General features: G+C 56.1%; 7 protein-coding genes and 1 tRNA gene. All 8 read right to left on the minus strand.

Annotated features, from left to right (window positions below; translation table 11 throughout):
* Positions 1-133: 133 nt before the first annotated feature.
* The 8 genes from KF752_03520 to KF752_03555 all read right to left on the minus strand — a co-directional run bounded on the left by KF752_03520 (position 134) and on the right by KF752_03555 (position 13,327).
* Positions 134-496: a four helix bundle protein gene (locus KF752_03520; protein ID MBX3420607.1), complete on the minus strand. Its 363-nt coding sequence runs from the start codon at positions 494-496 to the stop codon at positions 134-136.
* 172 nt (positions 497-668) lie between these two features.
* Positions 669-742, minus strand: a tRNA-Pro gene (locus KF752_03525).
* Between the two features lie 77 nt (positions 743-819).
* The gene (locus tag KF752_03530; protein MBX3420608.1) at positions 820-1,779 is read right to left on the minus strand and encodes an endonuclease/exonuclease/phosphatase family protein; all 960 of its coding nucleotides are present in this window, start codon (positions 1,777-1,779) and stop codon (positions 820-822) included.
* A gap of 110 nt (positions 1,780-1,889) precedes the next feature.
* Complete coding sequence (mgtE, locus tag KF752_03535; protein MBX3420609.1) at positions 1,890-3,239, minus strand: magnesium transporter; 1,350 nt, start codon at positions 3,237-3,239, stop codon at positions 1,890-1,892.
* A 17-nt stretch (positions 3,240-3,256) separates the two neighbouring features.
* Entirely contained in the window at positions 3,257-4,744 is a 1,488-nt protein-coding gene (locus KF752_03540; GenBank protein ID MBX3420610.1) for a DUF1501 domain-containing protein, read from the minus strand.
* 16 nt (positions 4,745-4,760) lie between these two features.
* Positions 4,761-8,213, minus strand: a complete 3,453-nt coding sequence (locus KF752_03545; GenBank protein MBX3420611.1) for a PSD1 domain-containing protein — start codon at positions 8,211-8,213, stop codon at positions 4,761-4,763.
* A 475-nt stretch (positions 8,214-8,688) separates the two neighbouring features.
* Positions 8,689-12,204 carry a DUF4332 domain-containing protein gene (locus KF752_03550; GenBank protein MBX3420612.1) on the minus strand — a complete coding sequence of 1,172 codons (3,516 nt, stop codon included), beginning with the start codon at positions 12,202-12,204 and terminating at the stop codon, positions 8,689-8,691.
* A 415-nt stretch (positions 12,205-12,619) separates the two neighbouring features.
* The gene (locus tag KF752_03555; GenBank protein MBX3420613.1) at positions 12,620-13,327 is read right to left on the minus strand and encodes a hypothetical protein; all 708 of its coding nucleotides are present in this window, start codon (positions 13,325-13,327) and stop codon (positions 12,620-12,622) included.
* Positions 13,328-13,455 lie beyond the last annotated feature (128 nt).

Here is a 13,455-nt window from a genome sequence, read left to right on the forward strand (position 1 = left end):
ATTGTAACCGCAAAGTGATGCCGCAAAAAGAGAAACAGCTCGTCGCAAACTCTTGCGACGAGCTGTTTTGACTTCAAGTCGGGGTGACAGGACACCAGTTGAGCATTTTTGGTTGTCCGTTCAAGATCGGGCATCAGATTTTTCGATTCTCCAAACCGCTGATCAGCCCTGAGAGCATCTTGGAGATCTCCTCAAGTTGCGACTTCAACTCGGCGTGCTTAGTTTCATCGAGCAAGCTGCGGCGTCGAGCTAACTCGAGTAGCGGCACACACTCTTGGACCGATCCGCGTGCGATGATGAAGAAGTTCTTGCGGTCAGCTTTCGTGAAGCGTCCGTTGCCTTCAGCGATGTTGGCGGAAATCGAAAGAGCAGCCCGGTTGAGTTGGTCAACGAGAAAACCGTAACCGCGGGAGAACTGCTCGGTAGCGGTGCAAACTTCGTCGGCGAAGTCGAGGGACTTTTGGTAGACCAGCAGCTTTTCGAACTGGAAAGTCATTCAGCTGCTCCGGGAAGAAGTGAGTAGAGCAGTAGAAAGTAGACCGAGCAGAGAAGAGAAGGTCGAGCGGCCATGAACGTCTGCACCCCTAGAAGACTCGGGGGTGCGGAGGCTCTACTGCTCTACTTTCTCTTCTCTACTCTCTATTTTTTGGGCCTGAAGGCCCAAAAAATCGGGGTGACTGGATTTGAACCAGCGGCCTCTGCGTCCCGAACGCAGCGCTCTACCAGGCTGAGCCACACCCCGGATGGATTTCATGGTTGGCCTTCCAACCGCTTATTATGGCTGCCTTAAGTGCGGACGACTAGGGGCGGATGGTCGTGCTACGGTTGCTTCCAAACCAAAGTACACTCGACAGCAGAGTGATCCGACAACGCTTCGACCCTGGGATCCAGGAAACGATTAACGGTAGCTTCCAACGGTTCTAGCTGCTGATGCTTGGCTTGAGGATTGATCAGAAAGATGTAGTCAATGCGGCGGCCACCGTCGGGCTTGATCTGATCCGAAGTTCCCCCAGCACCACGACCAACGGCGGGCCACAGGTCAATCAATTGGCTGTCAGGCTGCGCGCTGCGAAAATTCCCGATCATCAAGTTATATGCCGATTGTGCATTTTCCATTTCGGCGGTGTCGCCTCGCGTATTGAAGTCGCCCATCAACAGCGCCGGCCGCTGCGGCGACGCGTGCCGCCGTACGAATTCGGCAAACTCTAAATACTGACTGGGGCGAATGGCCGATTCCCGAGCTTCCAGGTGGGTCATGAAGACGTCCACTGATTGATCTTCGCTCTTCTGGGAAGTGAGTGCGATGCGGGCATGCACGATGCCTTTGGTTGCAAAGCCATCGGCTAAGAAGCCATACTTTTCAGGACTGCTGCTCTGCGTATAGGTATGCACGTTGGTTGCCAAGAAGGGCATTCGGCTCATGATGGCCAGCCCGCCGGTGAAGCGGTTGGGTTGTACTTTCGGGCTGGCGATCAGGTTGACCTCTTGCTTCCAGGACTTTTGCAATTCGGCTACTACTTGATCGCGCGGCTTGTCTTCAAACAGCTCACACAACCCAACGATGTCGTAGTCTGCCATCTTCTGACCGATCGTCTGTGCTCGATAGTCCGGCTTGCCACGTTTGTTGGCGATGGCACCAGGGCCGGGCAGGAATTGCACATTGTAGCTGATGACGCGCAGCCGCCCGTCCTTCAGTCCGTCGTCACTGTAGCAGCACGGCACGGTGTGCGTGAAGTAAACAACAAGCGCCAGGGCGAGTGTTCGGGGGAGGTGTCTCATCTATGCGTCGTCCCGATGTAGGAATGATGTTAGTAGTCGATGGCTGCTGGTAAGAGGTCGTTCCCGAATGAGTGGTATGTGGCACTCACCTACTGCGCGACGGTGTTGAATTATCCAATGACCAACATGGCTACGTTTAAGTAAATCACGATGCCGGTTATATCCATGATACCGGCGATAAATGGATTTGCCATCAGCGCGGGGTCCAGTCCCAATCGCCGCAGAATCAGTGGCAGCATGGAACCGGCTAGGCAACCCATGGTGACTACCAAAATGATTGTCAACGGAATCACGCAAGCATCGCGAAACGAAGGAGCGAACCGCAGTCCGACTGCAGTGCCGATCACGGCCAATAAGCCGCCTAACAGCGCTCCAATCAAGCTCTCGCGTACCAGCACCTTCATCCAGTCTTTGACGCTGATCTCCCCACCGGTCAGCGCGGTAATGACCAGCGTGGCCGCTTGATTGCCGGAGTTGCCGCCGGTACTTACGATCAACGGCAAGAAAAAGACCAGCCAGCCATATTGCTCCAATGTACGCTCGTAATATTGCAGTGCATAAGCCGTCACCAATGCAGTAATAAACAGCACCGTTAACCAGGCCCCACGTTTCCAACTTAGGAGCAAGAGACTGATCTTCAGGTACTCTTCACGCAGCGGTGCGATAGCACCGATACGCTGTGCGTCTTCGGTCAACTCTTCGCGGACCACGTCAATTACGTCGTCGTGCGTAATGATGCCAACTAATTTGCCGCCATCATCAATAACGGGAATAGCCAACAAGTCCAACTTTTCGACCTTCTTTGCAACCGACTCTTGATCTTCGATGGCTAGTGCAGTCAGGACATCTTTTTGCATCAAATCAGCCAACCGAGTGTGCGGCCGAGCCAACGAAGAGATGAGTTGCCGGCTGGAGACCACGCCGCGCAGCTTGTCCTCGGCGTCCACCACATAGATGTAGTAGATCGTCTCTAGCTGTTCGCCCAATTGACTGAGCGCATCGAGTGCTTCGCGAACATTGAGATGTTCGCCCAGGCGCGCCATCTCCGTGGTCATCAGCGAACCGGCGGTGCCCGCAGGATAGGCTTGTAGTCGCTGGATTTCGCGACGATCCGAACGCGGCAGCAAGTCCAGAAGTTGCTGCACACGCTGTTGGTCCATCTCCTGTAGCAGGTCTACCCGATCGTCGGCGTACAGTTCAGCGACCAACTCGGCGACTTGATTCAGGTCTTGCTCGCTCAGCAACGCGATCTGGCGATCATGGTCAAAGTACTGGAAAATCTCAGCGCGTCGCGGAACATCGGTGGCTTGCAAGACTTGCCAGGCTTCGTCGTGCGTCAGCCCTTCCATGAATTCGGCAGTGCGCGTCGGGTTCAGCGCAGTGCAAAATTGCTGCAACTCTTCTTGATCCTGAGTGGCCAGCATCTCCCGCAGTTCTGGCAGTAGCAGCACATTGATCATTGGGCAGCCCACTCACCTTATGCCAGAATATCGTGGACCACGCGGCCATGAACATCGGTCAAACGAAAGTCACGACCAGCGTAACGATAGGTCAGCCGCGTGTGATCAAATCCCAACAGATGCAACATAGTAGCTTGCAAATCATGCACATGCACTCGATTTTCCACGGCTTGAAATCCGAACTCATCGGTTGCGCCGTACACGCTGCCACCGCGCACACCGCCTCCGGCCAGCCACACCGTAAAGCCGTGATGATTGTGATCGCGGCCGCTGCTGGAACCAGAATTGGCACCTGCCTTGGGTAATTCCACGGTTGGTGTGCGACCGAATTCCCCGCCCCACAGCACGAGTGTTTCATTCAATAAGCCACGTTGCTTCAAGTCACGCAGCAATGCACCAATGGCTCGCGAGCATTCACCGGCCAGGCGTCGGTGATTCTTTTCGATTTCATCGTGACTATCCCAAGGTTGACCAGCACCATGCCATAATTGAATATATCGCACTCCACGCTCCACCAGTCTGCGTGCTATTAATATCTGACGAGCCTGGACGCTGCTGCCATACATCTCTAGTGTGTCTGCCGATTCGTTACTTAGATCAAATGCGTCGCTGGCTTCCATTTGCATACGGTAGGCCAGTTCGAAACTTTGCAGTCGAGCTTCTAGATCGGCATCCTGTTGCCGCTGCTCCAAATGCCGACGATTGATCGCCTGTAGCAAATCGAGTTGTCGGCGCTGATCGCGCAAGCCAACTCCGCCTTCATTTCGAATGTTGGCGATGAGTTTTTCAATCTGCTGGTGTCTGGTATCGATGTACGTGCCTTGGTAGGCTCCAGGCAGAAAGGCGGATTGCCAGTTCTCCGAACCTTTGATCGGATATCCACCTGGACACATCGAGATAAAGCCGGGCAGATTTTGATTTTCGCTGCCCAATCCGTAAGTGACCCACGAGCCCATCGATGGCCGCATCAATTGGGACTCGCCACAATTCATCAGCATCAACGACGGTTCATGATTGGGCACATTGGCGTGCATGCTGCGGATAACGCACACTTCGTCGATCATCTCGCCCACGTGCGAGAATAACTCACTGACCGGAATTCCGCTTTCGCCATACTGTTGAAATTGAAACGGCGAACGGAAGGCGGAGCCCGTTTCGCGCTCGGTGCGCAGATTGTTGGCCAACAGCTGGCCATGGACCTGCTCCAGAGCCGGCTTAGGATCAAAGGTGTCAACGTGCGACGGGCCTCCGTTCATGAACAGGTGAATTACCGCTTTGGCCCGAGGAGCAAAATGCGGCGCCTTGGGATGCATCGGGTTGGGGTGGGCTGCGGCCAGCGACCCCGTATCTGCCAGTGAATCGGCTGGCAATGGGTTTGACTCGGCCAACATTGCCGACAGGGCCAGCCCACCAAAGCCGGTACCGCTGCGTCGTAAGAATTCACGGCGCGTGGCCGGCTGGCGACTCAAGTCCTGAATAAGGTTGTGCAAGTTATCGGTATTCATAGCGATCGTTGGTGCTTTAATCTACAAAGGCAAATTCATTGCTGGCCAACAGCGCCTGAGCCAATTGTACCCACGCATCAACCGTTGCTGCGGGAGCAGGAGGTTGTGAAGCTGTCTGAAAATCGTTGGCCGAATCCCACACCGTGCGCGGCTGGAGATCCCCCTGCGGATCGATCAGGGAACGGACGATAGGCGCCCATTGATAGCTATCGAAATCGGGAGACTGTCGGCAGTCAACGATGAAGTCCAGCATATCCCCAGCCTGCACTTGAATGCGACGCACCACCGTGCTCAGTTCTTCGCCGAATACCTGCCAACTGGCCAGCTCGCCAAGCCGGCTGGAAATCAAGCGCGCCCGTACACCATCGCCGCGCTGTTCAGCGTGCTTCAGTTTTCCGCGCACTGCCACAGTGCCGCTGCCGGGCGCTACCCAGCGCAGGACCGTGCTGTGTTGTTGATCATGTCCCGGATGTCCTGCGCCGACGGCCAAGCTTACATACTGCAATTTGGCATCTGGAAATTGTTCAGACGCTTGCCAGCGCTGTCCCGTGAAGTGGGCCAGCCCAGTAAAACGAACTTTTTCATCGCCAGGATCAACGTACCCGTAGCCAAACCGCCATACGGCTTGCGAAGGGCTGTTGGTCGGTAGCTCGTGGTCGCCCAATTCGGATGCAAATTGTTCGATAAACTCCACCGCGCAAGTGCGTTCCACATCATCTGGATCACGTCCCAGAATGCGCCGATACAGGGCTTCGACGCGCTGCGAATCAGATGTAAATTCGGCGGACTGTTGAGCCAGCAACTGCGCTTGATTGATGACCAACTGCGAGTTCATCAGGTAGAGCGCTTGCTGCGGTACTGTGGTCCTGGATCGTTTGGCCTGACTAGCGTCGGGACTAGGCACGTCGAAACTAGCTAACAGGCTCGGAACATCCTCGCGATCAACATAAGTGTACAGTGCACGGCGAGTCGCCTGTTGATCAATTTTCACCGACCGCCCACCGACCTGCAATTCCAACTGCCCTGTCGCGGCCAGCAATCGATCGCGGAGCGGTTCAAATTCTAGTCGTTGTCTAGGCATTCGCCACAGCAGACGATTTTCAGGGTCGATGGTGTTGGCTTCGGGACGGTGCGCACTAGCTTGCTGCCATGTGGCCGAGAGCATGATGCGCCGCTGCAATCGCTTGATCGACCAGCCATCGGCCACAAATTCGGCGGCCAAGTGGTCCAACAACTCAGGATGCGTTGGCGGTTCGCCGCGGGCGCCGAAATCACTGGCGGTTCTTACGAGTCCGTGTCCAAAATGATATTGCCAAATTCGATTGACGATCACGCGCGGCGTTAAAGGATTACTCGGATGCGCAATGGCTCGCGCCAACTCCAAGCGCCCGCTACCTTGTGCAAACGGTTGGCCGCCATCGACGTGCGACAGGACTTGCAAGAATCGTCTGGGCACACGATCTCCGCGATTGCCGGGCTGGCCACGCAAAAAGATTACGGGTTCGTGTGGTGTAGCTTGGTCAACGAGGACCATGGCACGCCCTGGCGCGCCAGGATGTTGCGATTCAACCGCCTTGACCTTACTGAGTTGTTGGTTGTAGTCATTGCGTTCGGCTTGATTCAAGTGCGCCAACATCTGCCCTCGATCCAGCGAAGTCGGTGTATCGGCAGCAAACAGCATCACTCGCAACTCTTCGTCGGCTTGGTCGGGCAGTTGTGTCAGCGAACTACTCTCTTTGAGAGCGTCCGTCCAGCGCTGATAAACTCGCTCGATGTAGTGCCCGATCACGCCAGCCATTTGAACGCTGTTGGTGGGCGGATCGGCGCGCAGCTTCTGTAAAAGTCCCGGATTGACTTGGCTGAGCCACGATGCTGTCGCCGCAGGGGAAGGGGGCTCTGAGTCACTCGTCGAGCCCTTCTCGGCAGACAAAGCCAACTCACTGGCTGACTGACTGTCGCTGACAGGTTGTGCGTCGCTGACTGCTTGTAATTCGCTGGGCGAATTTGTCGCGCTGGACGTGTCGGTCAGCAGGGCGGCGATGTTCGTCACATAGTCCTCAGGCGGCAGCGCCATACACTTGTGCCACAGCGTCCAGACAGGATGCGACTGAGTAGTCCAAGTGGATAAATACTCGCGCCAGCGATTGATGGCCGGAGGTCGCAGTACGCCGCGAGGGCCTTTCTGCTGAATGTCCTTGGCCTCAGGCCGCGAGGCCACATCCGCCAGGTAAATCAAATAATCGGCAACTCGCGAACGCAGCTCTTGTTCAGTAGCAATACGCTTTTTTTCCAGCCAGTCATCGACCACCTGTTGTTTTTCAGCCTGCGCGGCCAGAAATTCACCATACAGCGGCGAAGCGGCAGGGTCACCCAGCAGCGGTAACTCTGCGGGCTCCTGGCAACTGGCAAAAACGCCGTACAAGCCATAGTAATCGGCCATGGAAATTGGATCATATTTGTGATCATGACACCGCGCACAACCAACGCTCATACCCATGAAACCGCGCGTCACGACGTCAATTCGATCATCGATGATATCGGGTTGACGGTTCATGAATTTGCGACCGACCGTCAAGAATCCCAGCGCCGCCAACGACGCTTGCTGATCACCGCTAGGTGGCAATAGATCCGCAGCCAATTGCTCGATAACGAATTGATCAAACGGCTTGTCTGAATTAAACGCCTGGATCACGTAGTCGCGATAGGTGTAGGCATACGGATAGGTCGTATCGACGCTTCCGGGTAAATACCCCATCGTTTCGGCGAAGCGGGCCACGTCCAACCAGTGTCGCGCCCAACGTTCACCATAATGTGGACTATCCAGCAGACGATCCACCAAATGTTCCAACGCATTCGCGGCAGGATCACCAACAAACTGTTCGACCTCCTGGTAGCTGGGCGGTAACCCAGTTACTGCGAAATGGGCGCGCAACATCAGCGTACGACGATCCGCCTGTGGACTTGGAGACAGGCCGGCTTGCTCCAGCTTGGCCAGGATGAATTGGTCGAGTGGCTGTCGCACCCATTGTTCGGCGGTGACCTCAGGTAGCGGAGGGGATGATACCGGCTGAAACGCCCAGTGGGTCTGGCGTATTTGATCGATATTTTCTGTTGGCGAGAGCGGCTGGGTATCGTGGCTGTCAGAGTCTGGATCGGCTGGCCAGTAAGCACCATCGCGGACCCATGCCGTCAGGATTTCGATCTGTTGGTCTGATAATTTTCCATCGGGCGGCATCTGAAATTGTGAGTCCTGATACGCAACGGCCCGGAGCAACAGACTCTGGCTGGGATCCTGTTTATGAATGATCGGACCGGAGCCAACTTTACGGTCTAGGTCGATGGACCGATCCAGTCGCAACTGGCCGGACTGCTCTTGGTCGCCATGGCACTGGACGCAGTGTTCCAACAACAACGGGCGAACGTGCGATTCAAAGAAAGTCGCTCGATCTGGAAGTGGTTCGGCCTGCACTAGCCTCGCCGGACATCCGAACGCGCATACCACCAGCCAGCAACTGATGAGTCTGAACCTAGCAGGTGCGAAAGTAACCATAGGTCGGTCCATCCGCAGGGGAGCAAAATGGGAAGCAAGCAGCGTGAGGCAGCGGCCGGTAGGAAGCCACATGGTTGATCGCCATCGCTGCCGCTAGGTAGGAACCATTGAGACTAACTGACATCCCGCTTGGTAGCAAGGGTCTGTCTGCGTACCCATCCGCATTTAATGGACTCTGGTGGCTAGAAGGGCACCGCCAGAAGTCATGCTGATTCAAATGTGTGGCTCAGTCAAGCATCACGGGCGGCCCGCTGGTCCCGAGACAGCCGCCCGGCCATTCAGGGAGCGTGGTGCGGCCTGACCTGGGAAATTGAATCGGTAACGGTCGGGATGGGCTTGGGCTAGAATTGCGCGAAGTGCTTGTGGACACTGCACGACACGCCGCGTCTAGTCCTCAGGCTGCGCTCAAATTGCGGCATTGGCTGGCCCAGCTGATCCAATCGTTGACTTCGGCCAAGTCGGGCTCCTTGCTGCCGCGCAGAACGCGTTGACCTTCGCTGGTGCGCGCGAACCCCAAGACTTGCGTCAACAGTGATTCGGCAGTCAATCCAGCCAGTGCTTCTGGCGAAGTGATGCTGCAAGCGACCAGCAATTGAGCGTCGTGGCCTCGCAAATTAGGAATGCGGCACACCAACGTAGCTTGTTGTTGCCAAGCCCGAACGGTATCCGCAGTGACGCGACGATGTCCCAATTGCTTGGCCAGCCGATCAGCGTCGGCCGACAACAAATGTTGGACCGTCACGATGTTGTGCTGCTGCAATCGCTGCGCCATGCGCTCGCCGATCGACGGTGCGTCCACCACGGGACTCGACAGCTCTAGATAAAATTTTCGCGATGCATGGCCGTTGGAATCCGACGTGCGTTGTGCTCGCGGGCGTTGACTTTTCACCGGCTGCCCCGAGCTGTCGGCCAAACTTGGGAAAGTTCGCTGTTGTCGCGCCGGGCGCTCGCTGCGATGCGCTTCTTGTTCGCCAGCCCGACCGTTTCCAGAGTGCTCTTGGCCGTCCATTAATTCAGTTTCGCCGTAGCCGTAATGCTCTGTCGAAAAATGTGGCGTGGACGGACTTCCCATGTGTTGTTCACGGCTGTAACGGCGATCGCCGACGCTAGTCGAGTCATCATGGCGCGCATCCCAGCGTGACCAAGGTTCGCGGATGTCAGCGTCGAAATGACCGTGGTGGCCACGACGGGACGTACTGCGCTTAGCGGCGGCAATCCAAGCGTTGATACGCGATAGTTCGTAGCGATTTCCACTGCGCAAAATCCGTCGCCCGTAGTCGGTTGTCAGAAAACGTTCGACGTTCTCCAATAGATTCGATGGATGCATGTGGGATAGTTGGCTGGCGCTGCGAACTCCAGAGCCAACCAACACGCGCGCGTCGAAGGGACGCAAATTGCGAACACTGCAGAGTAATTCAGCCATGGCTTGCCAGTTGCGGACCGTAGATGGACTGACTTGTGCCATCCGAAGATTGTTGGCAAGCCAGGCTGCGTCGGCATCCAGCAGATGACCGATGCGATAGATACCCGCTGCACGGCACCGCGCTGCAATCTGGTCGTTCATGGCTGGTAGTGCTTCCAGCGGACTGCTTTGATGCAGATAGAAAGCTTGAGCACGATGATCTTCCTCAACGACATCGTGGGCTGAGTGTTGCCATTTATCGGACTCTTCGTCGTTTGCGTAAGCCGTCAGCCAGCGATTGATGTCTGGTTCCGGCGCTCCAGCAGGCTGCTCAGCAGATAAATAGAACACTCGCCCACGATGCTGGGTAACCAATTCAGCGACATGAGCCTTGTCTGTTAGTATCACGATCTGCTGGCGCTGGCCAACCCGCGCTAAGTGGTCAACCGCGGTTCGTTGCAATTCAATTCCCACTTCATCGAACGCTTGGTCCAGAAGCAGCGGAATGGAATCGCCACGACCGGCCAGTGCCTCAGCGATTGCCAAACGCTGTGCCACACGCACAATGGCGTCGGGCACTTCGCGTCGCCATCCGAAATCGGAATCCTGGTCGAAGCCGTCCGCAATCGAGCTGACACTGCGGCTACCGAAAGAATCGCTGGAGCGATGGGGCGCATAATGATCCTGGCCGCACAGTCCAATCAGATGCCGATCAGTGGCCTGTTGATACGAGCTGGGTCGCGTTACCCCGCTGGGCAGTTGAGCAAGTCTTCGACGCACTTCATCCAGATCTGCCTGCAAGCGATCGCGACCATCCCAATCAGATAAAGCAGCCACCAGCAGGTCCAATTCTCGCAGCAATTGCGACTCTTCAATTTGACGTCCGCTGTCCGTCGCTGATGCCGTGCGCGGCGCGCGGCTTTGATCCGCATCACGCATCTGCCGGCGGCACTCTTCGGCGCGCAGGGCAGCTTGCTTTCTTTCCGCTTCCAGTCTGGCAATTCGATCCAACACCTGTGGGCGAGAATCGGTTTGAGGTAGCTTGATGGTGCACACCGTAGACTCGTCCTGCAGCAGCCAGTCCGCCAGATGACGATGATCATGGCACTGACACCACTGGCCAAACGCCAACGACAATTGATCGCTGGACAATTGGTACTTGTCTGCAATCTTACGCAATAACTGACTGCGCTGCTCAATCAACTGCTCTACGGACTGTAGCAGCTCCACTTCGCAACGGCGCAATTGAGCTGCCTGCTGCTTGAGAGTTTCTGATGCCGAATCCAACTCTTGCCGCGACAATTGATGGCACAACTGGTGTAATTCGCGCTGCATCGCCCGTAGCACCTCAGGCAGTGCTGCTGGTGCTGAATGGTAAGCGGGTTGGGCTTGATGGACGAGGTGCGTGCGACCGGTAGCGTCGCGGATAACCTGATGCTGGGTTACAACTGAACCGTTGGCCGAGTCGCCGGAGCGCGCATAGTCTGCCGCGTAGTGCACGACAAATTGATCGAGTTGTTTGCGCGCATCATGAAGCTGGGCCTCCAACGATCGCATCGAGGCGCGAGCATCAGCGCGTAGTGTGGCGGACAATTGAGTGCCGGTTTGCTGATCCAACAGCAATTCAGTTTGCTGATGCTCTATTGTCTCGCGATGCAGCTTGATGTCGCGAAGCGTTCGGCGCCAGCTTGCCAGGCGATCGTCAAGCTGTTGCAATTGTTGGCGAAAGCTGCTGTCGACCACCGCAGCCGAATGATCGATCTCGGCCAATCGCAGCTCGGCTTTTGCTTCGGCAATTTGACGGTCATATTGTTGAAGCTCGTTCTCGGCACCACGCAGGTCAGCTTCAATGGCAGAGTAGCGATCGACCAATCGCTGACGATCATACTCGACACTGGCCGGAGGGTAGCTGCCAGATTGGCGCAATTGATTCAGTCGATGCTCGATGTCGCGACGACGACTGAGTAACTCATCGCGCTGTACAGGCAGGTGCTCCACGCGCTGCAACTGGGCTACCAGCTCTCGCTCGCGGGCAACTAATTGATCGCGCGACTGGCTATCCAAGTTCATGGTCGTCGTGTCCAGCCCCAATCTGCGCGCGATCTCTTCCAGATGCGCTTGAGTTTCCGTAGCTTGCTTGTCTGAGCACAACAGATCAAACGCTTGTCGCTGGCGAGGGCTGACAGCATTGGCGACTACGCGATGGTCTGTGCCGTACGCAAGCCCATCACCTGTCAGACGATAGGGCGAACCGCCACTACGAATGCGGAGGATACCGTGAGAGCTTGACTGGATTGATGTTCGGGTGGACCGCCCATTTTGATCGTAGGGTACGGAGAATCCGTGCGCCGAAACGTGTTCCGATAATGTTTGCCGAAGCCACTGCAGGAGTCGAGTTTTGCCGCTGCCCTTGGGCCCGCTGATGGCGTTCAGTCCGCTGAAGAGCGGGCCGAGCGCTAGCGGTCGATTGGTTCCGGCTAGCGTTACTTCCAGATGTTCCAGTTGCATAACGGCTCCTCCTGTTGCCTTCGCTATTCGCACTCCAAGCACCACGATCACAAGGCACCTGGATTTCCATGCGCCGTCAGCATCAATTGCCAATTGACAGGCGCATTCTGGGTCTGGTCTGAAAGTACCACAGTCAGCCGAGTTTACCCAATAGCAATCCCCGCTTTTTCAGACGATTCACGCTGAACGCTACCCTTACACGTTCAACAAACGGGAGTGCAGATATAGCAACCAAGCTGAGAGTGTCTCATGCAAAGCGCATTGCTTGCGAAGCCAAAGGCCGACTTGTGTTGGCGAACATTCCGACAGTATGTGGAATCTACTTCAGCAGCGAATGATTCGGTTATGTTCAATGTTTCAGCGATGGCGGCAAGCAGTCAAACGCGACCACTTGCGATGGCTTTGCTAGCACCAGTCAGCCGGCTGCGTCCAGCACAGTGCGCTGGTACTTTCGTGGCAGTTGATAGAGTTGCCCGTGACGATTGCGTCCGACGCATTGCAAGCCGCCCATTAGCCGCAGGCTGTACGCGATCTTTTGAGCCAGCCAACGCGGGCGGCCGACGGCGACGGCCAATTGAGCCGTATTGAAGGGGTTGGCAAGCTCATCAAATGGCAGGCGGTTCAGTAAATCGCCGATCGTACGAAGCTCGATCGACTGCACTACTTCGTTCATTTGAATATCCAGCGTGCAGTAGTTTTTGCCGCGATGTCGGCGGCGCTGTCGGTCGACTCGGAACTCTTCTGCCTCAATCAACAGCACATCCAGTGTCAAGCGCTTGTGAGGAAAGGCTGAGGTAAAATAGACCAGCTCCACAAAGACATCCAACCAATCACACGACTTGGGGCTCATGCGGCTCCGCTGGACCGGGCCGTCACGCTTGATCAGCGTCGTGACTCGCTTGCGAGCCACCAGAGGTTTTACGATCCGCAACCGGTGTTGACTACCAGGGGATAATAAGCGGCGAGTCTTGTCGCGCAGTTGAGCCAACGAACCATGCTGGATTTCTACCAGCTCGCCACTGGCGGCGATAGCGTCGATGCGAAATCCACCGATCACTACCTCGGTTTGCGAAGCATCGCGCGCGTACAGTAACTTGAGCTGTTGATGTAGCGAGGTTTCCACGGCCAGTCCGGACTTAAACGAGCTGAATGTAGCTCAGTTCCACGTAGCCACTCCTGCCAGAGAATAATGGCACGCAAGAACCATGGTCTGGTGACCGTAGCTACGGTATGCTTGCGTAGGCCGCTGGT

Source organism: Pirellulaceae bacterium (assembly GCA_019636385.1).
Lineage (GTDB): Bacteria > Planctomycetota > Planctomycetia > Pirellulales > Pirellulaceae > Aureliella.

What these genes read in the sequence shown, in the direction of transcription:
- KF752_03520 (MBX3420607.1), bottom strand. Translation starts at nt 496, where the DNA reads ATGACTTTCCAGTTCGAAAAGCTGCTGGTCTACCAAAAGTCCCTCGAC.
- KF752_03530 (MBX3420608.1), bottom strand. Translation starts at nt 1,779, where the DNA reads ATGAGACACCTCCCCCGAACACTCGCCCTGGCGCTTGTTGTTTACTTC.
- mgtE (MBX3420609.1), bottom strand. Translation starts at nt 3,239, where the DNA reads ATGATCAATGTGCTGCTACTGCCAGAACTGCGGGAGATGCTGGCCACT.
- KF752_03540 (MBX3420610.1), bottom strand. Translation starts at nt 4,744, where the DNA reads ATGAATACCGATAACTTGCACAACCTTATTCAGGACTTGAGTCGCCAG.
- KF752_03550 (MBX3420612.1), bottom strand. Translation starts at nt 12,204, where the DNA reads ATGCAACTGGAACATCTGGAAGTAACGCTAGCCGGAACCAATCGACCG.